This window comes from Tenacibaculum aiptasiae (assembly GCF_008806755.1).
GTDB lineage: Bacteria > Bacteroidota > Bacteroidia > Flavobacteriales > Flavobacteriaceae > Polaribacter > Polaribacter aiptasiae.
Window position 1 is genome coordinate 103,467 of sequence record NZ_WAAU01000011.1, and the last position, 24,663, is coordinate 128,129.

Annotated in this window: 25 protein-coding genes; 16 read left to right on the top strand and 9 right to left on the bottom strand. The window is 31.7% G+C overall.

What is annotated here, in order from left to right; translation table 11 throughout:
* Positions 1-19: 19 nt before the first annotated feature.
* From F7018_RS07395 to panC, 3 genes are read right to left on the bottom strand one after another with little or no spacing between them, the layout of a single operon-like run.
* A complete protein-coding gene (locus tag F7018_RS07395) occupies positions 20-967 on the bottom strand; it encodes a lysylphosphatidylglycerol synthase transmembrane domain-containing protein (protein ID WP_150899403.1) in 948 nt (315 codons plus the stop codon).
* Between the two features lie 2 nt (positions 968-969).
* Positions 970-1,320, bottom strand: coding sequence for an aspartate 1-decarboxylase (gene panD, locus F7018_RS07400; RefSeq protein WP_101903293.1), 351 nt, complete (start codon positions 1,318-1,320; stop codon positions 970-972).
* 50 nt (positions 1,321-1,370) lie between these two features.
* Positions 1,371-2,216 (bottom strand): pantoate--beta-alanine ligase, encoded by an 846-nt coding sequence (gene panC / locus F7018_RS07405; protein ID WP_150899404.1) that lies wholly within the window; start codon positions 2,214-2,216, stop codon positions 1,371-1,373.
* 96 nt (positions 2,217-2,312) lie between these two features.
* On the opposite strand from panC, the gene F7018_RS07410 reads away from it, so the two are divergent.
* From F7018_RS07410 to glmS, 3 genes are read left to right on the top strand one after another with little or no spacing between them, the layout of a single operon-like run.
* A complete protein-coding gene (locus F7018_RS07410; RefSeq protein ID WP_150899405.1) occupies positions 2,313-3,131 on the top strand; it encodes a glycogen/starch synthase in 819 nt (272 codons plus the stop codon).
* 8 nt (positions 3,132-3,139) lie between these two features.
* Positions 3,140-4,726 carry a DUF4270 family protein gene (locus F7018_RS07415; RefSeq protein WP_150899406.1) on the top strand — a complete coding sequence of 529 codons (1,587 nt, stop codon included), beginning with the start codon at positions 3,140-3,142 and terminating at the stop codon, positions 4,724-4,726.
* Between the two features lie 10 nt (positions 4,727-4,736).
* Positions 4,737-6,593, top strand: coding sequence for a glutamine--fructose-6-phosphate transaminase (isomerizing) (gene glmS, locus F7018_RS07420; RefSeq protein ID WP_150899407.1), 1,857 nt, complete (start codon positions 4,737-4,739; stop codon positions 6,591-6,593).
* 54 nt (positions 6,594-6,647) lie between these two features.
* Here the strand turns inward: glmS and F7018_RS07425 are convergent, their stop codons facing one another.
* Positions 6,648-7,607 (bottom strand): endonuclease/exonuclease/phosphatase family protein, encoded by a 960-nt coding sequence (locus F7018_RS07425; RefSeq protein WP_150899408.1) that lies wholly within the window; start codon positions 7,605-7,607, stop codon positions 6,648-6,650.
* Positions 7,608-7,938: 331 nt separating this feature from the next.
* Between F7018_RS07425 and F7018_RS07430 the strand changes: the two genes are divergently transcribed.
* Positions 7,939-8,265 (top strand): hypothetical protein, encoded by a 327-nt coding sequence (locus F7018_RS07430; RefSeq protein ID WP_150899409.1) that lies wholly within the window; start codon positions 7,939-7,941, stop codon positions 8,263-8,265.
* Positions 8,266-8,338: 73 nt separating this feature from the next.
* Here the strand turns inward: F7018_RS07430 and gdhA are convergent, their stop codons facing one another.
* Complete coding sequence (gene gdhA / locus F7018_RS07435; protein ID WP_150899410.1) at positions 8,339-9,682, bottom strand: NADP-specific glutamate dehydrogenase; 1,344 nt, start codon at positions 9,680-9,682, stop codon at positions 8,339-8,341.
* Between the two features lie 189 nt (positions 9,683-9,871).
* On the opposite strand from gdhA, the gene pheS reads away from it, so the two are divergent.
* The 4 genes from pheS (at position 9,872) to F7018_RS07455 (ending at position 13,325) form a co-directional block, all read left to right on the top strand.
* Positions 9,872-10,891, top strand: coding sequence for a phenylalanine--tRNA ligase subunit alpha (pheS, locus tag F7018_RS07440; protein WP_150899411.1), 1,020 nt, complete (start codon positions 9,872-9,874; stop codon positions 10,889-10,891).
* A gap of 5 nt (positions 10,892-10,896) precedes the next feature.
* Positions 10,897-11,466 (top strand): hypothetical protein, encoded by a 570-nt coding sequence (locus tag F7018_RS07445; RefSeq protein ID WP_150899412.1) that lies wholly within the window; start codon positions 10,897-10,899, stop codon positions 11,464-11,466.
* Positions 11,463-11,858, top strand: a complete 396-nt coding sequence (locus F7018_RS07450) for a hypothetical protein (RefSeq protein WP_150899413.1) — start codon at positions 11,463-11,465, stop codon at positions 11,856-11,858. The genes F7018_RS07445 and F7018_RS07450 overlap by 4 nt, the downstream gene beginning before the upstream one ends.
* 102 nt (positions 11,859-11,960) lie before the next feature.
* Positions 11,961-13,325: an alanine/glycine:cation symporter family protein gene (locus F7018_RS07455; protein WP_150899414.1), complete on the top strand. Its 1,365-nt coding sequence runs from the start codon at positions 11,961-11,963 to the stop codon at positions 13,323-13,325.
* Here the strand turns inward: F7018_RS07455 and F7018_RS07460 are convergent.
* The 3 genes from F7018_RS07460 to F7018_RS07470 form a co-directional block, all read right to left on the bottom strand.
* Positions 13,288-15,042: a M28 family peptidase gene (locus tag F7018_RS07460; protein WP_150899415.1), complete on the bottom strand. Its 1,755-nt coding sequence runs from the start codon at positions 15,040-15,042 to the stop codon at positions 13,288-13,290. The two genes, F7018_RS07455 and F7018_RS07460, sit on opposite strands and share 38 nt — an antisense overlap.
* A gap of 316 nt (positions 15,043-15,358) precedes the next feature.
* Positions 15,359-15,709 carry a HopJ type III effector protein gene (locus F7018_RS07465; protein WP_150899416.1) on the bottom strand — a complete coding sequence of 117 codons (351 nt, stop codon included), beginning with the start codon at positions 15,707-15,709 and terminating at the stop codon, positions 15,359-15,361.
* A gap of 83 nt (positions 15,710-15,792) precedes the next feature.
* Positions 15,793-16,491 (bottom strand): M50 family metallopeptidase, encoded by a 699-nt coding sequence (locus tag F7018_RS07470; protein ID WP_150899417.1) that lies wholly within the window; start codon positions 16,489-16,491, stop codon positions 15,793-15,795.
* A 151-nt stretch (positions 16,492-16,642) separates the two neighbouring features.
* Here F7018_RS07470 and aspS point away from each other — a divergent pair, with 151 nt between their 5' ends.
* Both aspS and F7018_RS07480 read left to right on the top strand, forming a co-directional pair.
* On the top strand, positions 16,643-18,394 hold the full coding sequence (gene aspS, locus F7018_RS07475; RefSeq protein WP_150899418.1) for an aspartate--tRNA ligase: 1,752 nt from the start codon (positions 16,643-16,645) through the stop codon (positions 18,392-18,394).
* A gap of 12 nt (positions 18,395-18,406) precedes the next feature.
* The gene (locus F7018_RS07480; RefSeq protein WP_150899419.1) at positions 18,407-18,880 is read left to right on the top strand and encodes a hypothetical protein; all 474 of its coding nucleotides are present in this window, start codon (positions 18,407-18,409) and stop codon (positions 18,878-18,880) included.
* 61 nt (positions 18,881-18,941) lie between these two features.
* Here F7018_RS07480 and F7018_RS07485 read toward each other — a convergent pair whose 3' ends face one another.
* Positions 18,942-19,379 (bottom strand): RDD family protein, encoded by a 438-nt coding sequence (locus tag F7018_RS07485; RefSeq protein ID WP_150899420.1) that lies wholly within the window; start codon positions 19,377-19,379, stop codon positions 18,942-18,944.
* A gap of 152 nt (positions 19,380-19,531) precedes the next feature.
* Between F7018_RS07485 and F7018_RS07490 the strand changes: the two genes are divergently transcribed.
* The 6 genes from F7018_RS07490 to F7018_RS07515 all read left to right on the top strand — a co-directional run bounded on the left by F7018_RS07490 (position 19,532) and on the right by F7018_RS07515 (position 24,647).
* On the top strand, positions 19,532-20,002 hold the full coding sequence (locus tag F7018_RS07490) for a DinB family protein (RefSeq protein WP_150899421.1): 471 nt from the start codon (positions 19,532-19,534) through the stop codon (positions 20,000-20,002).
* 4 nt (positions 20,003-20,006) lie between these two features.
* Positions 20,007-20,696 carry an ArsR/SmtB family transcription factor gene (locus F7018_RS07495; RefSeq protein ID WP_150899422.1) on the top strand — a complete coding sequence of 230 codons (690 nt, stop codon included), beginning with the start codon at positions 20,007-20,009 and terminating at the stop codon, positions 20,694-20,696.
* Positions 20,697-20,734: 38 nt separating this feature from the next.
* Positions 20,735-21,292, top strand: a complete 558-nt coding sequence (locus tag F7018_RS07500) for a hypothetical protein (RefSeq protein ID WP_150899423.1) — start codon at positions 20,735-20,737, stop codon at positions 21,290-21,292.
* Positions 21,264-22,094: a tetratricopeptide repeat protein gene (locus F7018_RS07505; protein WP_150899424.1), complete on the top strand. Its 831-nt coding sequence runs from the start codon at positions 21,264-21,266 to the stop codon at positions 22,092-22,094. The genes F7018_RS07500 and F7018_RS07505 overlap by 29 nt, the downstream gene beginning before the upstream one ends.
* A 4-nt stretch (positions 22,095-22,098) precedes the next feature.
* Positions 22,099-22,803 (top strand): DUF6503 family protein, encoded by a 705-nt coding sequence (locus F7018_RS07510; RefSeq protein WP_150899425.1) that lies wholly within the window; start codon positions 22,099-22,101, stop codon positions 22,801-22,803.
* 68 nt (positions 22,804-22,871) lie between these two features.
* On the top strand, positions 22,872-24,647 hold the full coding sequence (locus F7018_RS07515) for a chloride channel protein (RefSeq protein ID WP_150899426.1): 1,776 nt from the start codon (positions 22,872-22,874) through the stop codon (positions 24,645-24,647).
* Positions 24,648-24,663: the final 16 nt, after the last annotated feature.

The following is a 24,663-nucleotide window of genomic DNA, read 5'->3' on the forward strand; positions in this document are numbered from 1 at the left end:
AACTTTTTGTAAAATGTTTTTATTTAGATGTTTTATTATAAATAGGAAGTAATAAAAATGCTAATCCTCCAAACAAAATAATCATTGCCGTTTGAGCGGTCCACATTATCCATCCAAAAGCTGTCGCTGGCTCTTCTGAAACTCCAAATAGAGCCAAAGCTCCTGCTACTGCTACTGGATATAAACCAACACCTCCATTAGTAGCCGCAATACTAAATCCTCCTGCAATAAATCCTATTAATACACCTCCAAAAGGAACTTGTAAGCCTTCTATTGCTGGAATTGTTGCCCAGAACATCATCACATACATTACCCAAATAAATACCGTATGGAAAATAAATGCCCATTTGTGCTTCATTTTAAAAATACTCGTAACACCTTCTACCAAACCAGAAACGAAGCTTTTAATTTTTAAACCAATTCCCGATTGTGCTTTTTTTACATAACGAGTAAAAACAAAACCTCCTAAGACCAATAAAGCTAGAAGAACTCCAATTTTTATTGGATCAAAGTTTTTAGTTAAAAGTTCATATATGAAATCAAACTGAACAAATAATGTAATTGTAATAATTAATAACATCATTACAACATCGGCTATTCTTTCTGCAACTATAGTTCCAAAACCTTTTTCAAAAGGAATACCTTCATAATTAGTCATTACAGCAGCTCTAGAAACCTCACCTGCTCTTGGCACTGCATAGTTTACTAAATAAGCTACCAATACTGCCATTGTACTATTTCCAAGATCAGGCTTATAACCTATTGGTTCTAATAAAAATTTCCAACGATAGGCTCTTGATAAATGACTTAAAATTCCAAAAAACAACCCTAAGGCAATCCACCAATAGTTAGCATCTTTAAAATATTGTAATAAAGTATCTATTGATACTTTTGACAATGAATACCAAACTAAAAAACCTCCCAAAACGAGAGGCAATATAACTTTTAAGACTTTTTTTAAATTCAAAATTAAGTAAGGGTATTATCCGCTTCATTAGGAAATACTAAAGATGGCTTAAATTTCTTAGCCTCTTCTAATTCCATGAAAGCATAAACTATTAAAATTAATACGTCTCCTTTGGCTACTTTTCTTGCAGCTGCTCCATTTAACGTAATTTCTCCACTTCCTCTTGGTCCAGGAATAGCATAAGTTTCTAAACGTTCTCCATTATTGTTGTTTACAATTTGAACACGTTCTCCTTCTATAATACCTGCAGCATCCATTAAATCTTCATCAATGGTAATACTTCCTATATAATTTAAATCGGCACCAGTAACTTTTACTCGGTGGATCTTAGATTTTACTACTTGAACTAACATGGCACAAAAATAGTTGTTTTTTGATGATTAATAAGTTGTTTTTGACGAAATTATTTCAGCTTGATATTATCAATCAAACGAATATCTCCTGCAAAAACGGCTATAAAAGCACGATATTTTTTCTTAGGCTCAAAAGTCGTCACAGTTTCTAAAGTTTTTTCGTCTGCAATAGTAAAATATTCCAACTCTAATAAAGCTTCTTTTTTAAACTGTTTTTTCACCCATTCCGTTAATTCATTAGCATCTTTTATGCCAAATTTTTTCTTTACTTTTTTTAACGTTTTATAAATAAAAGGAGCTATATTTCTATGTTCTTCTGTTAAACGAGCGTTTCTAGAGCTCATTGCCAAACCATCTTTTTCTCTATAAATATCGCAACCTTTAATTTTTACAGGCAAATCATATTTTTTGACTAATTTTTTTATGATTTGTAATTGTTGAAAATCTTTCTTTCCAAAATAAGCTTTATCAGGCATTACTATTTCAAATAAAGTCTTAACTATAGTACCAACTCCATCAAAGTGTCCATCTCTAAACTTACCTTCCATTTGGTGTTCTAACCCATCAAAGTCGAAACTTTCCGATACTATATTTTCCTCATATATCTCTTCTACAGATGGAAAAAAGAGCACATCACAATTTACACTTTCAAGCAACTTAACATCTTTGTCAAATGTTTTAGGGTATTTTAATAAATCTTCTTTATTATCAAACTGAGTTGGATTTACAAAAATACTTACTACTGAAATGTCATTTTTCTTTTTTGCTCTTCTAACAAGAGATAGATGTCCTTCGTGTAAAGCCCCCATTGTAGGTACAAATCCTATCGATTTCCCTTCCTCTTTTTGTTTAGATAAAAAATCTATTAATTCTGATTTTTTTTTGAATATTTTCATTCTTTAATCCTTGGAATACGTGCAAAATTAGCAATTTAACACCATTTTAGCATAAAATTTCGTATTTTTGCACCTTCAATAAAAGAGACAGATTTAATGAAGGATAAGAGAATACTATATGTTTCATCTGAGGTAACACCTTATTTACCAGAAACAGAATTATCGTCTACTGCATTTAACGTTGCTAAAAATGCACATTCTAAAGGAGTTCAAACTCGTATTTTTATGCCTCGATTTGGGGTTATAAACGAACGAAGACATCAATTACACGAAGTAATTCGTTTGTCGGGTATGAACCTAATTATTAACGACATGGATATGCCTTTAATTATCAAGGTTGCTTCTATTCCAAAAGAAAGAATGCAAGTATACTTTATTGATAATGATGAGTATTTTAAGCGTAAAGCTGTTTATTCTGATGAAGATGACAAGTTATTTGACGATAACGACGAACGTATGATTTTCTTTGCTAAAGGAGTTGTGGAAACAGTTAAAAAATTAAACTGGGCACCTGATATTATTCACGTTCATGGATGGATGGCTTCTTTACTTCCATTATATTTAAGAGAATTTTATAAAGAAGAACCATTGTTTGCAGAAAGTAAGATTGTAACTTCGCTTTACAATAGTAGCTTTGATGGTGAATTAAATGGTGAGTTAGCTAATAAAATTCGTTTTGATAAAATTGAAGGAGCAAAAGTATCAACTGTAGAAACACCAAACTATATTAATATTTTAAAGAGTGCTATTGAAAATTCAGATGCTATTGTGAAAGGTAGTGAAGTTTTACCTGAAGAAATTGAAAGTTATATTAACGAAAAAGAAGCAAAAATCTTAGAATTTCAATCAGAAGAAACTTTAACTGAAGCCTATTTAGAATTTTATAAAGAGAACGTTTTAGAATTAAGCGAATAATATACAAAATGATTAGAAAAATTGGTGTTTTAGGTATTAGTCTGCTATGTTTAGCAGCTATTATATCATGTGAAAAAGATTTTAGCGACATTGGAAGTAGTCTTGTAAACAATACAAAATTTGAAACAGGTGAAATTTTATTAGATGTAGAGATAATTACTCCTACAGATGATCCTGCTTTAGATCTTACAAGTGTTAGAGCTGACAACATTGCGATTCCTACGGGTGAGTACTGGTTAGGTGTATACAAGAACGACAACTATAAATCGATTCAATCTTCTTTTGTTAGTCAGGTTACACTGAATACAAACCTTAAAACTAAAGATGTAAAACCTGCTGTTGACAATGGTGATATTGACTCTATATATGTACTTGATAAAGTAGTTCTTAAATTACCTTATACTGCTACTAATATTGGTAAAGAAAGTGATGGTAAACCTAAATTTAGACTAGACTCTCTTTTAGGTGATCCAGAAATACCTACTGGGTTAAAAGTATATAGAAATGGTACTTTTTTAAATAACTTAAACCCTAGTAATCCTGCTTTACAAAATAGCTTCCAATCTAACCATGCTTATATTGAATCAGAACTATTAAATGAAGACCCTTCATTTACTTTTAAACCTAGTCCTAAAGACACTATGCTAGTTTTAACAAGAAACATAAGTAATGGTAATACATATAAGGATACTATTAAACTTGAAAACAAAGTCCCTTTTTTAACTGTTCCTTTAAACACCTCACGTATGAAAGAACTTTTTTGGGATAAATTTAAAGATAATGAGTTTTCAACTGTAGAAACTTTCAATAATTATTTCCGAGGCCTTATAGTAAAATCTGAAGGATCTAATGGAGCTATGGTTCCTCTAAGGATTTTAGGAAGTAACGCCTCTGCTACTTTAGATTTTCATTATACAATTACCACTTTTGAAAAAAAAGAAAACCAAGCAAGTTTAGTTTTAAAAGACACCTTACCTAGAACTTATTCTTTTTCTTTATCAGGAATGAGAAATAGTATTTATAAAATGAGCCCTGTGGTTACACCTGCTCCTGCCAACAATTTTAATATACAAGGAACAGCTGGAATCACTGCTAATGTAAAAATATTAGATCAAACTAAGCTACAAGAATTAAGAGCTAATAATTGGTTAATAAACGACGCTTCTTTAACTTTTTATATCAATCAGACTATAAACACAGATAAAAATATACTACCTCAAAGATTATTTATTTATCAAAACATAGATAATGGTAGTGGTGGATTTACTCCTACACAAATATCAGACGCTCATAAAGAAGTTGCTTTATTTGGAGGTAATTTAGAATTGACTGATGATAAACCAGATAAATACACTTTTAAAATCACTGATTATATTTCTGATTTACTAGACAATACTACAAACGATATTAATCCTTTAACACTGAAAGTTTATAATAATCCAACGGATAATGCATTTGGTAGCAATAATACATTAGACACAAATGTAAAAACTTACAATTGGAACCCTAGAGCTGTTACATTATTAGATGGAAACGAAACCGCAAACACAACTAGAAGAGCAGTATTAAAAATATCATATTCAAAAGAAAAATAATTAAATAGTTATGTGTGGAATAACGGGGTACATAGGAGATAGAAACGCTTATCCTATTGTAATAAACGGATTAAAACGTTTAGAATACAGAGGTTACGATAGTGCTGGAATCATGATGTATGATGGTGAAAGTATGCATTTATCTAAAACCAAAGGAAAGGTTGCTGATTTAGAAATTATTACCAACAAAGAAGAAAAGAGAAAAAAAGGAAAAATAGGTATTGGTCATACTAGATGGGCAACTCATGGTGTACCTAACGATGTAAACTCTCATCCTCACTTTTCTGAATCAGGAGATTTAGTGATTGTTCATAATGGGATTATTGAAAATTATGACACTATTAAAAAAGAGTTAATTAGCAGAGGGTATACTTTTAAAAGTGATACTGATACAGAAGTATTGATAAACTTAATAGAAGAAGTTAAAAAAAATGAAAACTGTAAATTAGGTAAAGCTGTTCAATTAGCACTTACTAATGTAATTGGAGCTTACGCTATTGCTGTTTTTGATAAAACAAAACCTAATGAATTAGTAGTAGCTCGTTTAGGAAGCCCTATTGCTATAGGTGTTGGTAAAAACAATGAAGAGTTTTTTGTTGCTTCTGACGCTTCACCCTTTATTGAGTATACTAAGGACGCTATCTATTTAGAAGATGGTGAATTAGCTATTATCAAAAAAGATAAAGGAATTAAGGTTCGTAAAATTGATAACGATAAGGAGATTGATGCAAACATCCAAGAACTTCAATTAAGCTTAGAGCAAATTGAGAAAGGAGGCTATGATCACTTCATGTTAAAAGAAATATACGAACAACCTAAAGCTATAATAGATACCTATAGAGGTAGAATGCTTGCTGATGAAGGTATTATTAGAATGGCAGGCGTTAACGACAATATATCAAGATTTTTAAATGCTGACAGGATCATCATCATTGCTTGTGGTACTTCTTGGCATGCTGGCTTAGTTGGAGAGTATCTTTTTGAAGATATGGCTCGTATTCCTGTTGAAGTAGAGTATGCTTCAGAATTTAGATATAGAAATCCAATTATTACACCAAAAGATGTTGTAATAGCTATATCACAATCTGGAGAAACTGCCGATACATTAGCTGCTATTAAATTAGCTAAGTCTAAAGGAGCATTTGTATTTGGAGTATGTAATGTTGTAGGATCGTCTATCGCTAGAGAAACACATGCTGGAGCTTATACTCATGCTGGCCCTGAAATTGGGGTTGCTTCTACAAAAGCGTTTACAACTCAAATAACAGTATTAACATTAATTGCTTTAAAACTTGCACAAGCTAAGGGTACTTTATCTTCATCTGCTGTAAATAAATATTTACACACAATGCAGCAAATACCTACTCAAGTAGAAAAGCTGTTAGAAATAGATTCTAAAGTTCAAGAGATTGCAAATGTTTATAAGAATGCAACTAACTGCCTATATTTAGGTAGAGGATTTAACTTCCCTGTTGCTTTAGAAGGAGCATTGAAATTGAAAGAGATTTCATACATCCACGCAGAAGGATATCCAGCTGCCGAAATGAAACACGGACCAATTGCACTTATTGACGAAAACATGCCAATTTTTGTGATTGCTACTAATAAAGGACATTACGAAAAGGTAGTTAGCAACATTCAAGAGATAAAATCTAGAAGCGGTAAAATTATAGCTATCGTAACTGAAGGAGATGTAACTGTTAAGGAAATTGCAGATCACGTGATCGAAATTCCTGAAACAGAAGAAGCTTTAACTCCTTTATTAACTACTATCCCATTACAGTTATTATCATACCATATTGCTGTTATGTTAGGTAAGAATGTTGATCAACCAAGAAACTTAGCTAAATCTGTTACTGTTGAATAAACAGAAGGTTTAATTATAAATAAAAAATCCCGAGAATTCTCTCGGGATTTTTTATTAATCGTCTTTTTCTAAAGTAATATACACAGGAAAATGATCAGAAAAGCCTCCTTTATACCATGGTCCTATATAGGTTCTAAACGGACTTCCTTTATATTTACCTCTATTGGTTCGCAACCAATCTTTATTTAAAATTTTAGCCTTTAAAAATGTATGAGAACTCTTTTCTGAATCGAAAAAATCTCTAGAAAAGATAATTTGATCAAACAAATGCCATTCGCCAGAAAATGTTAGTGTTCCTTTTCCTTTTTCAAATAGCGATTTCATTGGATTATACAAATCATCAGTAGCTAAATAGTCTTTGATACTTTCACTTGTTGGATCATCGTTAAAATCGCCCATAATAATGAATTTAGCATCTTTGTTATCATGTTTGATTTCTTCCATAATCTCTCTAACTAATTTAGCTGCTTTTATACGGTTAGGTCTTGTTTCTTCTTCACCATCTCTACGCGATGGCCAATGATTAACTAAAACATGAACTAATTCACCATTTAACCATCCTTTAACAGCCAATACATCACGAGTATAATCAATTTCTCCTTCATCATCTGTTAAATGTAGCGTGTGAGTTTCTGAAGAAACCACTTCAAAAAAATCTTTATGATAAACCAAAGCAACATCAATACCTCTTTCATCAGGAGAATCGTAATGCACAAAATCGTAGTTGTATACAGATAGATTCTTGTGCTTAATTAAATCTTTTACCACTCTACTATTTTCAACCTCAACCAAACCAACTAAAGCTGGAGGATAAGCTGACTCTTTATTACCTAACTGGCTAATAACAGATGATATCTTTTTTATTTTCTGATAGTATTTTTTCTCATTCCATCTTCTTTTACTTAATGGTGTGTAATCATCATCGGCAATAAATGGATCATTTACAGTATCAAATAAATTCTCTACATTATAAAAAGCAATTGTATGTACCTTTTTTCTCTTTTTAAGTGACATTTACTAATAATTTATCTTTCGAAAGTACAAAATATACTTCAGCAATAAACATAAAGCTAAACTTGAACTTTTAGGACTTCATGATAAAACACTTTTAAAATATTAAATTCATTAAAAAAAAGAAAGTTATAATACTATCAATGCAATTTTTTCTTGCAAAAAAATACAATTATTCAATATTATCTGAATGTAAATTATTGTAAAAACAATTATTTTTTAACTAAAAAAACATCATTTACTAACGAACAAAAAAGAAGTCAAACAACTAATTACCAGTACTTTTACAATAGTTAAATTAAACACAACCATAACTAAATTAAAACCCTAAAAAATGAAAAAGCTATTAGTATTAGTATTTGTTACTTTAATCAGTACTTCGGTATTCTCAACAAATGAGAACCCAAACAAAAAAGAAATTAGAGCCAAAATCGTTACATTATTAGGAAGTCCAAACTTTACTATAGATAATGAAGTTAAAACGATAGTTGAATTTACACTTAATAATAAAGGTGAGATTGTAATCTTAAATGTAAATTGTGAAAAAACACAAATATGTGATTATATAAAAAGAAAGTTAAACTATAAGAAAGTATATAATTCTTTAAACCAATCTTCTAGTGGTGTGTATAGAATACCATTAACAATAAAGAATAAATAAAAACAATCTCTCACAAAACAAAAACCTCATAGAAAATCTATGAGGTTTTTTATTATATATAAGTTATATAGAATTACACAACTCCTTGATCTAACATTGCATCAGCTACTTTTACAAAACCAGCTACGTTAGCTCCTTTTACATAATCAACATACCCACCTTCTTGTGTACCATATTTTACACAAGCTTCGTGAATACTGTTCATAATACCATGTAATTTGCTATCTACCTCTTCTCTAGTCCAAGATAAACGTAATGAGTTTTGAGACATTTCTAAACCAGAAGTAGCAACACCTCCTGCATTAGAAGCTTTTCCTGGAGCAAATAAAATTTTAGCTTCTTGGAATACTTCGATAGCCTCAGGAGTAGATGGCATATTTGCACCTTCAGATACACATATACATCCATTCTCAACTAATACTTTAGCTTCTTCACCATTTAACTCATTTTGAGTTGCACATGGTAAAGCGATATCAGCTTTTACTTCCCATGGACGCTTCCCTTCGAAAAACTTAGCGTTTGGATATTGATTTACGTATTCAGAAATTCTTCCTCTCTTTACGTTTTTCAATTCCATTACAAATGCTAACTTATCAGCATCAATACCATCTTCATCATAGATGTATCCTTTAGAATCTGATAAAGTAACAACTTTAGCTCCTAACTCAGTAGCTTTTTCACAAGCATATTGAGCTACGTTTCCTGAACCAGAAATAGCTACAACTTTACCTTCAAAAGAATCACCTTTAGTTTTTAACATGTTATCAGCAAAGTATACATTTCCATATCCAGTAGCTTCAGGACGGATTAATGAACCTCCCCAAGTAGCTCCTTTACCAGTTAATACTCCGGTAAATTCGTTACGTAAACGTTTGTACTGTCCGAACATGTATCCGATCTCACGTCCACCAACTCCAATATCTCCAGCAGGAACATCAGTATCAGCTCCAATATGACGAGATAATTCAGTCATGAAAGATTGACAGAATTTCATTACTTCGTTATCTGACTTACCTTTAGGGTTAAAATCAGAACCTCCTTTACCACCACCCATTGGTAATGTAGTTAAAGAGTTTTTGAAAACTTGCTCAAATCCTAAGAATTTTAAGATTGATAAGTTTACAGATGGGTGAAAACGTAAACCTCCTTTGTAAGGACCAATAGCAGAGTTAAACTCAACTCTATAACCACGGTTTACTTGTGTTTCTCCATTATCATCTACCCAAGGAACTCTAAACATTAAAACACGCTCTGGCTCAACCATACGCTCTAATAATTTCTTTCCTTGATATTTAGGATTGTTTTCTATAAACGGAATTACAGTTTCTGCTACTTCATGTACAGCTTGCAAAAACTCTGGCTCATATGAATTACGTCCTTTGACATAATCCATAAATTCATTTATTTTAGATTCCATAAAATTAGTTGTTCTGTTATTATAAATTATAAACAATTTTATCCTGCAAATATAATTAATTTCCAATTCGTTAATTTCTATTTAACGCTTTATTTTATCTAATTCTACAACGATTTCGCAAACACTTTAAAAAGCAGTTATTTTTTCGCAAAAAAGCGTAAATTTGCAGCTTAACTTTTTGGAAAGATTATGTTAGATAAAGTAAAAGAACTGATTGGTGACGTTCAATCCTTTAAAGCTACCTCTAAAGAAGAAGTAGAAAACTTTAGAATTAAATATTTAGGTAGTAAAGGTTTATTAAAAGATTTATTTGCTGAATTTAAAAATGTAGACGCTGAACTACGCAAAGACTTTGGTCAGGCATTAAATAATTTAAAGAAATCTGCTGAAGGAAAAGTTGCTGAATTAAATGAGGCTTTAGAAAGTGCTATTGAAGAAAAAGGTGTTTATGGAGATTTAACTCGTCCATCAGAACCAATTAATTTAGGTTCTCGTCATCCTATTTCTTTAGTAAAAAATCAAATTATTGAAGTTTTCAATCGTATTGGTTTTACTGTTTCTGAAGGACCTGAAATTGAAGATGATTGGCATAACTTTACAGCATTAAATTTACCAGAGTATCACCCAGCACGTGATATGCAGGATACTTTCTTTATTGAAAAAAATCCTGATACTTTATTAAGAACACATACCTCATCGGTACAAGTTCGTTATATGGAAAACAACGAACCACCAATTCGTACAATTTCTCCGGGACGTGTATTTAGAAATGAGGATATCTCAGCAAGAGCTCACTGTATATTCCACCAAGTAGAAGGTTTATATATTGATACTGATGTTTCTTTTGCCGATTTAAAACAAACATTATTATACTTTACTAAAGAGATGTTTGGTAAATCAAAAATACGTTTACGTCCTTCATATTTCCCATTTACTGAGCCTAGTGCTGAAGTAGATATTTATTGGGGGTTAGAAACTGAAACTGATTATAGAATTACCAAAGGAACAGGTTGGTTAGAAATTATGGGATGTGGTATGGTAGATCCTAACGTATTGAAAAATGCAAATATCGATCCTACTAAATACTCTGGATATGCATTTGGAATGGGTATTGAACGTATTGCTATGTTATTATACCAAATACCAGACATCCGTATGTTCTATGAAAACGATAAGCGTTTCTTAGAGCAGTTTAAATCTGTAATTTAAATTACATGAAGAGATTTTTATTTATTTTTTTGATTAGTCTTTCTTCTTTTTCTCAAAACCAAGAAAAAGATTTGAATACTTTTTCAGATGCTTTTTGCTCCTGTATGGAAAAACAAAAAGGAAACAGAACTGATGTTTGGAAAAAATGTACTGAAGAGCTTACCTTAAAAAAACCTGGACTTTTACGAAAGATAGGTGATGGTTTAAAAGGTAATGATGGTAATTTAAATCAAGAATTTTGGAATAAAATAAACAAAAGGCTAACATTTTCTTGTGATAGGTATAATCAATTAATTGTAGAATCTTTTATAGATAAGAATCAAAAATTTAATTCTTTAATAATAAACTTAGGTAATGAAGCATGTAAAAAATTTGATTTAAGCAAACCTATTACAAAAGCTAAAGCCGAAAATATAATTATTCCACTTTTAAAAAAGAACCAAAACAAATTGATGAAAAAATTTAGGTCTCCTAATGAAGCGGTTGGAAGTCTAAACAACTATTTAGCTTTAAAGTGTACTTCCTTCAGGAATTATTATTCAAGAGTATCATCAATAAATAAAAAACAATTTTGAGAAAAGATATTGAAATACCCGTAGTTACAAATGTTGAAATCGCTGTCGTTTTAGATAAAAACGAAAAGGATAATTCAGTTGAATGGGGTGTATATATTATAAATAGAAAAGAGGTAGCTATAGAAATGGTTGTAATTGTTTCTCAAGGTTTTTCTGATACAAAAACAACTTCTTTATTCCGTAGAAAAATAGATGTTTTACCTGCGAACTCTTATTCTAAATTTGAAGTAATGCAGCCTGAATTATTTGCGTTAGACAACAGATTTCAGGTAAGTTTCTTTGAAAATAACCAATTACAAGACAAAACCTTCATCTTTCAAGCAGAAACAATTCAAGAAGGTTTCTTAAGAGATATTGATATTTTAGGCAAAAAAGGAGTACTTATTAAATAAGGACTTTAACTAAAAAATAAACAAAAGAACGATACTTGTGAATATCTAAGTATCGTTCTTTTTTTGTAGTCACTTTTAGTACTTTAGCTAAAAATAGTTTATATGCTGTCAGATATTCAAAACCTAGTAGCTCAGTTTTCTTCTTGGGTTTGGGGAATTCCCTTATTAATTTTACTAATTGGTGGTGGATTGTATTTATTCATCTACTCTGGCTTAGTTCCTTTTCGATATATGAGTCATGCTATTGCTATTTTGAGAGGAAAATACGACAAACACGATTCTCCTGGTGACTTATCGCATTACGAAGCTTTATCTTCCGCAATTGCAGCTACCGTAGGAATGGGAAATATTAGCGGTGTTGCCATTGCTATTGCCACAGGTGGTCCTGGTGCTATCTTTTGGATGTGGGTAAGTGCTTTTGTAGGAATGGCTACCAAGTTTTTTACCTGTAGTTTATCGGTAATGTATCGTGGTAAAGATGAGACTGGTGATGTAAAAGGAGGGCCTATGTATGTTATTACTGAAGGACTCGGTAAACGATGGAAACCTTTAGCTGTTTTCTTTGCTACTGCTGGTTTGGTAGGAACACTTCCTGCTTTTCAGGCAAACCAATTGGCACAAACATTAGTAGATGTTTTTAAGGTAAACGAAGCGAATGAATTTACTGCTAAACTTCTGTTAGGAATTTCAATAGCAATTATTGTATCTACAGTAATTTTTGGTGGAATTAAACGAATTGGAAAAGTAGCTGGTAAACTAGTTCCAATCATGGTGGTTATCTATTTATTGACCGTTATAACAATATTGATTTTAAAAATTGAAGACGTTCCTGCTATCTTTTCATTAATATTTACTGATGCTTTTACAGGTAAATCGATATTAGGGGGTGCTTTAGGAGCTTTAATTATCACAGGAGTAAAAAGAGCTGCTTTTTCTAATGAAGCAGGTTTAGGAACTGCTCCAATGATGCATGGTACTGCCAAAACTAAGGAACCTATACGAGAAGGTTTGGTTGCCATGTTAGGACCAGCCATTGATACTTTATTAGTATGTACCTTAACGGCTCTTGCTATTTTAGCTTCTGGTATTTGGAAAGGTTTTGATGGTAACGGAATTACCATGACATTAGCTGCCTTCAACTCTGTACTTCCTTACAACTCTGGAAGTGTTATTTTAACCATTTGTGTTCTAATTTTTGCTTTTTCAACCTTATTCACCTATTCTTTTTATGGTTATAGTTGTTTGAGCTATTTAACCAATTCAAAAGTTGGGAAATATTACAATCACATTTATGTGTTTGTCATTGTAATTGCCTCTGTAATTAAATTAGATTTTGTAATCAACTTAATGGACAGTGCGTATGCTCTAATGGCTATTCCAACAATTATTTCAACATTAATCTTAGCTCCAAAGGTTAAAAAAGCAGCGACTATTTATTTTCAGAAGTTAAAGACTGATTCTTTTTAACTAGAACTTCTATTATTTTTGACGAAACAGAATCTATTGCTTTTTGCGTCTGTTCAACATCCAAAGTAAAAGTTGCATTATTTTTTACCACATCTTCTGTTGTTTTGGCTGTTTTTACATACCAATCGTTCCAAGCATTGATAATTGCTTTTTGAGTTTTTAAAGAATCTCCCTTGCTTAAAGCTAATTCACTTTGCTTTTGCTCTTCTTTCAACCTAGAAAAAGCAGCTTTTTGAATATCCTTTAAAATTACCTTTGCTGACTTATCATTAGCATTAACTAACGAATATGCTGAAACCAAAGATGCAACTCCAACATTTTTTAAGGTTTCTTTTGATACTTTATCTAAACGATCATTATCTGTATGATAAAACTGATCTGTAAAATGCCAAAACAATACACTTGGAATGTTTCTTCCTAAAAATGGAACATGATCACTTCCTCCTTCAAATGGGTTGGTATTTACTACCCAATTTGCGCGCTTTCCCTGTTCTTTAAATTTATCTATTAAAAAATCGTTTAAATAATGAGGTTTCATTTGGCTCAATTTCATTTTCTGTCCACCCCACTCAGTGTGCTTATCATTTCCTCTTGTCCATATAGCACTTGGATCGGGCATTTTTTCAATTAAAAATGTTCCACCTGTTTTTTTAGTGTCCTCTCCTACCATATCTAAAGATATTCCCCATTTAATATCTTTTGCTCTTATACTATCTTCTTTTACATATCGGTTAGTAGAAACAATTTCATCACCCCATAAAAAAGTTAGCGTTCTATTAGGTGAAAATCGTTTTTGCTCTTTCAATTTTGCTGTAAGTGTTGCCATTTCTAAAGCAACTCCAACACCTGTAGCATTGTCATTGGCTCCTGGTTCTTGTATATGTGCACTAAAAACCAATCGCTCCTTAGGATACAAACTTCCTTTAATATCGGCAATAATTGTCAACTCTTCAGATGGGTAAACATTCGTTTTTACCATCACATCTAAAACAACTTTTCCTTCCTTAAGTTTTGCCTTTAATCTTTCTTTTGCTTCATAAGACATGGCTATTGCCCATGGCTTTATTGTTTCATTTAAAGGAATTGAACGAAATTGAATAGAAGTTGTATTCTTTTCTGGCTGCAAGTACTTTGGGTTGCTATAAGTAATTAAACCAGCCGCTCCACTTTCTACTATTGCTTGATTAAAAATTCTATATGGATGGGTTTCAGCAAAAACAATTTTACCTTTTATGTCTAATGTTTTTAATTTCTTTAAATCTTTTACATAAACCACCTCAGCAGTTACCCCTTCTTTTGGGGTACTATAAGAATTTAAAGCAATCATATTTCTGTTGGTACTATGCTGTAACAATAGAGTATTATCTCCAACAATTTTTACAGTTGCATCTACAGATTCCCAAGTTGGTTTTTCTAGAGGTCTTTTTTCTATTCTATAAGTTAAAGAATCTTTGATAGTAGCATTTTCCTCTTTTACAAATCCAGCCTTTTCTAATTCTTCGGCTATTTTAAATACACTTTTATTAAACCCTGTATTTCCAACAACGCGCCAATACTTTTCTACAAAAGAAGTGGTTTCGTAAGCTAAATCGCCCGTAAATTCTTTATTGAGAACATCGAAATAATTAGATGGTTTTAAAACTTGGATTTCTTTTTCTTGTTTGCATGCTATCAGAGCAATTACAAACAGCATTGCTAGAAGGGTATTTTTAGACATAACTATTTTTTTGAAAAGCCTAAAAATACACTTTTTGCATCAGAAAATTATATCAAAACTTCGTATTCAAATAATCTTTTTATAAAGTTTTCTTCACCACGGTATGTTGATACTTTCTTTTTTCTACGAAACCTTCAGCGAAGCTCGCTGATGCTCTCGCACAAATTCAGAAGCGCCAGCGAAGTTCGCTGATGTAATTGAAACTCGACGAAAGCTTCCCCGAAGCTCGCTGACGCTTTCGCACAACAACAAAAGCTTCCTGCAGCTTCGCTGATAGATTCTACGAGTTTTGAATGTTTATTCTGAAGTTTTTAAGTTATAATTCCTTCTCTACTAGTACTTCTTGCTCAAAAACCAATCCTTCAAAACCAGTTTGCATAAAATTTCTAATGTTTTGATGATCTGTTCCGTTAGGATTTTCTAGTACATCTTTGAAGTAATACTGACCAAAGCATGCCAAGGCCTCTTCTTTTGTAAACTGTTGTTTTATAGCAAAGGCAAATACTTTACAAGAGCCTAAATTTTGGGTAGCACTATTCTCTATGTTTCCATTTTTAAAAGCCGAAGGTCTAAATTCATACAGCTCTTCTATAACTGCCATTGTTTCGGAAAAGATAATTGCTGTTGGTGTTGTTTTTAATTTATAGGTAAAATCTGCTAAGGTCATTTTAAATTCTTTTGCTGCAAATGAATAAAAAGATTCCTTCAAAAACGAAAGAACTATAATTTTAAACAGACTTCTCTTTATTGTTACTTTCTAAAATAGAATCGAATGCTTTTAAGTACAATATAAAAACTGATTACTATTACAATTAAAGCCCACATCCAATAAGTACCAAAAGTATTTTCAGCGATGGCTTGTGTATCTGAATTTTGTACCTGTCCGCCTCTTACAAACTGTTTGGTAAACAAATAATTTAACTGTAAATAACTACTTAAAACAGATTGCATTCCTAAAAACAATAAGGTTCCCACTTCTATTTTTTTATTCTTTAACAAAGTGATGATTATAAAAAGAACAGCAAAAGCTCCTAATACAATAACACCCCAATACGATCGTATCCATACAATTAACGACAATATGATTACTCCTATTAGAAGGCGCAATAAAATACTTGCACTCTTGGTATGCTTTGCACCAGCTATTAATACCGCACCAGCTATCGCCGGTCCTAATAAACCTCCAATAGCTACAATTGCATTCCCAATAGAAATGGGCATAAATGCATTGCTTAGTGTGTAATAAGCAACTCCACCTCCATTTTCGTAGATTTCTAAATACTTAAAACTTCCTCCGACACAAATAGCGGTTAAGCCATGCCCCATTTCATGAAACCAAGTTCCTAATAATCGAAAAGGATATTGGGCAATAGCAAAATAGGGTAACTGGAGTAATAAGAATACTAAAACTGCAATCGCAAGAATAATATAATTAAGTTGTTTTGTCATTTTCTTTAATTAAGCTCTGCTAAAATAAATAATAGATTCTCTTCTTTATTATTATTTTTTAAAATTAGAATTATTTCTTCTAAAACTATGTATTAGTAATTTTTAAGTTCCTAACATTTATCCTTAATTTTGCACCTCAAAATTTCAAGAAATGTACAGAACGCATACTTGTGGCGAATTAAGAGCTTCGCACATTAATACTGAGGTAACCCTTTCTGGTTGGGTACAAAGAGTTAAAGATAGAGGAGATTTAACTTGGGTTATAATCCGTGATAGATACGGTATTACTCAATTAATCTTTAATGAGAAAAGTCCAGAAGGTTTATTAGAAGCTTCAAAGAAATTAGGTAGAGAAACTGTAATTCAAATTAAAGGAAAAGTTATAGAAAGAGTTTCTAAAACTAAAAACATGGAAACTGGTGATATTGAAGTATTAGTTTCTAGTTTAGAAGTTTTAAACGAAGCTAAATTACCTCCTTTTACTATTGAAGATGAAACAGATGGTGGTGAAGATATTCGTATGAAGTATCGTTATTTAGATATTCGTCGTAATCCTGTAAAAGACAGCTTAATTTTCCGTCATAAAGTATCGATGGAAGTTCGTAAATATTTATCTGACAAAGGGTTTATCGATGTTGAAACTCCATATTTAATCAAGTCTACTCCAGAGGGAGCTCGTGATTTCTTGGTACCATCGAGAATGAATGCTGGTCAGTTTTACGCATTACCTCAATCGCCTCAAACATTCAAACAATTATTAATGGTTGGTGGAATGGATAAATACTTTCAAATTGTAAAGTGTTTTAGAGATGAGGACTTACGTGCCGATCGTCAGCCAGAGTTTACTCAAATAGACTGCGAAATGGCGTTTGTTGAGCAAGAAGATGTTTTAGAGATTTTTGAAGGAATGACTCGTCACTTATTAAAAGAAATTAATGGTGTTGAGGTTGATAAATTCCCAAGAATGTTATTTGACGATGCTATGCGTTTATATGGAAACGACAAACCAGACATCCGTTTTGGAATGGAGTTCGGTGAATTAAACGACGTAGCTCAACACAAAGAATTCAAAGTATTTAACGATGCTGAATTAGTTGTAGGTATTGCTGTTCCAGGAGGAGCTTCTTATACTCGTAAAGAAATAGATAAATTAATTAACTGGGTAAAGCGTCCACAAGTAGGTGCTTTAGGAATGGTATATGTAAAATGTAATGAAGATGGTTCTTTCAAATCGTCTGTAGATAAATTTTACGACCAAGATGATTTAGCGAAGTGGGCTGAAAAAACTGGAGCTAAGCCAGGAGATTTAATCTGTATATTATCAGGAAACACCAATAAAGTACGTGCGCAATTATCTGCTTTACGTATGGAAATGGCTGAGCGTTTAGGTTTACGTAAACCAGACGAATTTGCTCCATTATGGGTAATTGATTTCCCATTATTAGAATTAGACGAAGAAACTGGTCATTACCACGCAATGCACCACCCGTTTACTTCACCTAAACCAGGACAATTAGAATTATTAGATACAGATCCAGGCGCTGTAAAAGCAAATGCATACGATTTAGTATTAAATGGTAACGAAATTGGTGGGGGTTCTATTCGTATTCACGATAAAGAAACACAAGCAATTATGTTTAAACATTTAGGATTTACTGAAGAGGAAGCGAAAGCTCAATTCGGATTCTTAATGGATGCTTTTGAATACGGTGCACCACCTCACGGAGGATTAGCATTTGGTTTAGATAGATTAGTAGCTATTTTAGGTGGACAAGAAACAATTCGTGACTTTATTGCCTTCCCTAAAAACAATTCAGGACGTGATGTTATGATTGATGCTCCTGCTAATTTAGATGATGCTCAACTAGAAGAACTAAGTATTAAATTAGATATTAAAGAATAAAAATTAAACGCTATGAAAAAATTAAAAACTTTAGGAGTATTGCTTATCTGCTTAATTGTTAACATTTCTTGTTCCGACAATGATTCGAATGTTGAGTTATCAGATAAGCAAAACTTAACAAAGAAAACATGGACTTTTGATAAGTTCAAGTTTTTAGATTCGTCTAACAACAATGGTAAATACACTTCTGAAGATTTTCAAAACAAAGTCAACACTCTGTACAATAGCTTAACTATGGAGTTTAACGATTCTGGTAAAGGAACTTTAAAATCTAACTCCTCACAGTTAATCAAAAACTTCACATGGAAATTAACAGATAACAAATTAGAGATGACTTTGCCTAATCCTAATGAAGCTACTGATGATGTTGTTACTTACAATATTACTATTAATAACTCTCAATTAGCTTTAACAATGACAGAAGAACTTGTCATTTTCATTAATGGTGATGAATTAAATGTAAGAGGTTTACAGTATTATAAATAACATTATTAAACCTAATAAAATAAACCCCGCTCTTAACTAAGAACGGGGTTTTGTTTTTATTTTAATTTATTGATTTTCTTCCAATTTCCTTTACAACAATAGTTTCCGACAAATAATCATGTAAACATTGTTTTTTATCTGTTGTAAAAAACATAATATACCCAATAAAGAAAGTGAATAAATTTAAAAAGTTTGCAAAAAACCTACCTGTGGCTTGTCCGAAACTAACTTTCTTTCCATCTACACTCATCAATTTTATGTCACAAGCTCCTTGCCCTATTGTTCTTTGTTTATCACCACTTTGCAACAACGACCAATATAACCAAGCTGGCACAATAGGTATACACATTTGAGGAATAATAATAATAAAAACATCAACTATTCTTGCTAAAAATCGCTCACCAAAGCTTGCATACTTGTATACAATAATTTCATTGGTTTCTTCAACTGTTAACTCGATAGTGTTTTGATTTGTAAAATGAATTTCTTTTTTATACATAGTTTTTTTTATTTGGGCGCAATGTTACTAAAATTTTTACTGCATAAAAATCATTATTAATCATTTTCAACATCTATTTCCCAACATTAATCTCATACTTCATTTTAGAATGAAATATTTCTTTTTATGAGCTATTATTTTTGAATAAAAAAATGAACTCAATAAACATATTACTTTTAAACTTTAAAGAAACTAGACGAAGAAGTATTAACGTATGGAAAGGAATTCCATCTGAATACCTTCACTGGAAACCTGATGCAAAAGCCATGAGCTGTATTGAAATGATACGTCATGTACTGGAAGGAGAGCATTTATTTCATACCATTATAAAAAATAGAGGTAATTTAGGCGACTATACATCACCATGGAAAGATTTGGCGTTTATTGATGTTGACCATGAAGTACAATTCGCAGAATCATATAAAACGGAACTATACACAATGATAGAACAATTATCTGTGAATGATTTAAAAGACATTGTTATTCATCGAGAAGAAGTAAATCAAGTAAAAGAGTTAGGCGATTATTTAAACAGAATGGTGTATCATGAAGCGGTTCATACAGGTCAGTTATTAAGTTATTTAAGAACCTTACACATTAAAAGACCACAAGTTTGGGATTAACCCTATGGAAAGTTTAGAAAACGATTTTAGCGAAATAGCAAGTCTTTTAGGCGATAAGTCTAGAGCTATAATGCTATGGAATTTACTAGATGGTAGAGCTTATACTGCAACTGAACTGGCTAACTGCAGTGGTATTTCTTTACAATCGGCAAGTAATCATTTGTCTAAACTTCTTCAAAAGAATATTCTTTCTGTAGAAAAACAAGGAAGGCACCGCTATTATAGGTTTAGCTCTCCTGAAGTAGCCCAAGTTATTGAATCTATGGCTAGTTTACTTTCCCTGCAAAAAGATTACACAAAGGTTAAAAAACCCAAAGCTTCGGCATTTACCTATGCCAGAACATGCTACAATCACTTAGCTGGTGAAGTGGGCGTAAAAATTACTGAAGCATTGATTTCTCACCAAATCATTACCCCTATACATAAACAATATTCTGTTACCAGTACTGGAAAACAATGGTTTTTAAACTTAGGTATTCACACTGAAGAAATTCAAAACTTAAAAAGATCCTTTGCACATCAATGTTTAGACTGGAGTGAAAGAAAGCATCATATTGCGGGTGCATTAGGAGATATATTTTTAGAAGTAATGCTTCAAAAAGATTGGTTCAGAAAACATAAAAACACCAGAGAACTAATCTTAACTTCTAAAGGAAAGCAACAATTGAAAGAACTTTTAAAAATCGACCTATAACTCCAAACTGTTAACAAGATTTTTAGTACTTTCATTTTATGAAAAAAAAGAAAATTGTTAAAGCAATTCTAATAGGTTTAGCCACTATTGTTATTGCTATTGCTGGAATAGCCCTCTATGGATATTTCTACATTAAAAAAGCGTATGATACCGAAAACAAACCCTTTAAACATTATGTTGGTTACATAGATACCGATAAGGCTCTTTTAAACGACACATACAAACTGTGTAAAGATGTTGGAATCATGCACACTTATAGCAGCGCTAGCTTAAAAGCATACAGCGGATCTAAAAAACAATTTAGAGACAGCCTTAATGCTACATTTAACGCCAACAGTACTTACACCGACTCTGGATACTTAAATTTTCGATTTTTAGTGAATTGTGAAGGAAATGCTGGTTGGTTTGAAATTATTGAAATGGATTTAGATTTAAACGAGTCTCCTTTAAACTCTAAAATGGTTGACGAACTTTTTAAGTTTACTTCAAACTCGAATCATTGGAATGTTATTTCTTACGAAGACAAACCTCATAACTATTATATGTATATCTCTTATAGAATTGAAAATGGAAAAGTTACTGAAATTATCCCTTAGTCTTATTGCACTTCTGTTAATGTTCTCATGTAAAAATGAAGCAAATACTCTTAATAAAAGGCAACTTGCTGAAAAAAGATATAAAGAAGCCATTATGTTTACTCAAGGCTCAACTCCTTTTCAAAATGGAATTGTTGAAGCCTTAGAAATAGACCCAACTTTTGAACAAGGTGTTTACGAACTATCGGTTGCGCATTTAAAAAGAGGAATGCCTCATAAATGGAAACCTCAATACGACAAAGCACTAAAATTAGATTCTGTATACCGAATTCCTTGGAGAGGATATTTGTACTTATGGTTTTATAGAGATTATAAAAAAGCTATTGCCGATTTTGATGCTAGCGATGTTTTAACTCCTGATTTTATAGATGCTCCTCAAGGTCTTAGCGTAGATGCTTGGCGAGGAATTGCTTATTTAGGTTTAAAAGATTACGAAAAATCTATTTATTATTTCGACAAATACATTACCAAAGAAATTAAAGACTTTAGCGAAAACTCTGTTGATGTAACTGCCTTTTTATATCAAGGTATTGCTTATCTTGAATTGGGCAAATATGATAAAGCTCAGGCTTGTTTTGATCGTTTGATAAAAAACTCTTATGGTTTTAGTGCCGATGCTAAATATTACAAAGCTTTCATATTAAAAAAACAAGGAAAAATTGAAGAAGCAAAATCTATGATTGATGCTGCTATTAAAGATTTTAACGAAGGTTATTATAATAAAAGACCTTACGTAGAAACTTTAAGACAATTATATTTGGGTGACTTAACCGATTTTAAAGACTCTTTATCTAAACAATAATATCATGAAAAAACTAATCACATTTTTCTTACTATTACTTACTATTCAATTATTTTCACAAGAACTTACCGGAAAAGAACTGTTAGAAAAAGCTATTCAATATCACGATCCAAATGGTAACTGGGAAACCTTTAACGGAACTTTGTTTGTAACCATGAAAACTCCTAAAAGCCCTGAGCGAAAGAGTGAGATTAAAATCAATCTACCTCAGGAATATTTTTATGTAAAAGCCACCAGAGGTGAAAACACAACAGAGTATACTGTTAATAAAGGTGAGTGTAAAATTGGTTTTAACGGACAAGAAAGTCCGTCGGAAGCTATTTTAAAAGAACACAAACTAAGTTGCGACAGAGCCAATTTATATAAGAACTATTATACGTATTTATATGGTCTTCCAATGAAATTAAAAGATAACGGAACTATTATTCATGATAAAGTTGAACGTAAAAAGTTTAAAGGCAAAGAATACTTAGTTTTAAAAGCTACTTATGATCAAGCTGTTGGAAAAGATACTTGGTATTTTTATTTCAATCCAAAAACGTATGCCATGGAAGTGTATCAGTTTTTTAAGAGTAAGCCTAACAGCGGCGAGTATATTTTATTATCTGAAGAAGAAGTTATTAACGGTATTAAGTTTCCAAAAAACAGAGCTTGGCATTACAATAAAGACAACGGTTATTTAGGTACCGATTATTTAAGCGCTAAATAAAACGGGTTATTATTTATAATCCCTAGATTGTATAGTAACTTTGCCCAGTTAACAACAGCAATCAACTAATGCCAAAAAAGAAATCCATATTTAAAAAAATACTTATTTGGAGATATAAAAATATTTCCGAACGTCAATTTGTATATGTTTTAAGTGTTTTTGTTGGTTTTTTAGCTGGTATTGGAACTTTGATATTAAAAAACCTTACTTCTTTTTTTCAAAACATATTAGAAGGAAGATTCATTAAAGACATTCATCACTCTCTTTATTTTATCTTTCCTATTATCGGTTTGGTTTTGGTGTACTACATCAAAAAACGCTTTATTAAAAAAGAAATAGGTCATGGAATTTCTACCACATTACACGCCATTTCTAAGCGAAGTGGAATTATAGAAAAGTATAAAATCTATGCTTCTTTAATTACTGCTCCTATCACCGTGGGTTTTGGAGGTTCTGTAGGTTTACAAGGACCTGCCGTAAGTACTGGAGCAGCCTTAGGATCGACAGTATCGCAACTGTTTCATATGAACAGAAAAACAAGAATGTTGTTAATTGGCTGTGCTACAGCTGGTGCAATGTCTTCAATGTTTAAAGCTCCCGTTGCTGCCATTATTTTTGCTGTAGAAATTTTTAGTTTAGACTTGGCTTTTGCTTCTTTAGTTCCATTACTATTAGCTTCAGTATCTGCCGTAGTAACCTCTTATTTCTTTTTTGAAAAAGATGCCTTACTTGGTTTTGAACTCATCGATACTTTTGAAATTAAGGATGTTTTTTATTACGTTTTGTTGGGTATTGCAACGGGTATTGCTTCTGTATACTTTTCAAAAATCTATTTTAGAATCATCAATTTTTTCAAAAGAATTAAAAAACCAATTCATAAATTAATTTTTGGAGGAATTGCTATTGGATTAATGCTGTATTTAATTCCACCTTTATATGGTGAGGGTTATAACCTAATTAACAACTTATTGGAAGGAAATGCATTGGCCGCTTTAGAGGACATTCCTTATGATGTAAACTTTAAAAATGTTTGGGTAGTAATTGGCTTACTATTGCTAATCACTTTATTTAAAGCCATTGCCATGACTACTACTTTTGCCGCTGGTGGTGTTGGAGGTATTTTTATCCCAACACTAGTTATGGGAAGTGCTTTAGGTAATGTATGTGCAAAGATCATTAATCAATTAGGTGGTAATGTATCTGAGTCTAATTTTACCTTAATTGGAATGACTGGATTAATGGCAGGTGTGTTACACGCTCCTTTAACAGCTATTTTCTTAATTGCTGAAATTACTGGAGGGTATGATTTATTTGTTCCATTAATGTTAGTAGCAGCAATTTCCTTTGCCGTAACAAAGTACTTCATCTCCAATTCTATTTACACTGTTGAATTAGCTGAAAGAGGTGAACTTATTACACATAACAAAGACAAAAACGTATTAATGATGATGAAAATTAATTCGTTGATTGAAACAAACTTTAAAGCTGTACACTCTGAAATGCTTTTAGGTGAAATGCTTAAAAAATCTGTTTCCAATTCTAATAGAAATATATTTCCAGTTATTAACGAAGAACAGCAATTTCTGGGTATTGTTTTATTGGATGATATCAGGCCTATTATGTTTGACAGTGAGATGTATGATAAAGTAACTGTTGAAACTTTTATGAGAAGTGCCCCTGCTGTTATTTCTTACAATGACTCGGTTGCTGAGGTAATGCAAAAATTTAAGGAAAGTGATGCTTGGAACTTACCTGTGATAAAAAATAAAAAATATGTTGGTTTTATCTCTAAATCTAAACTCCTATCGGCTTACCGAAACAAACTTATTGAAGTTACTTCATAAACCTGTTTTAATCATA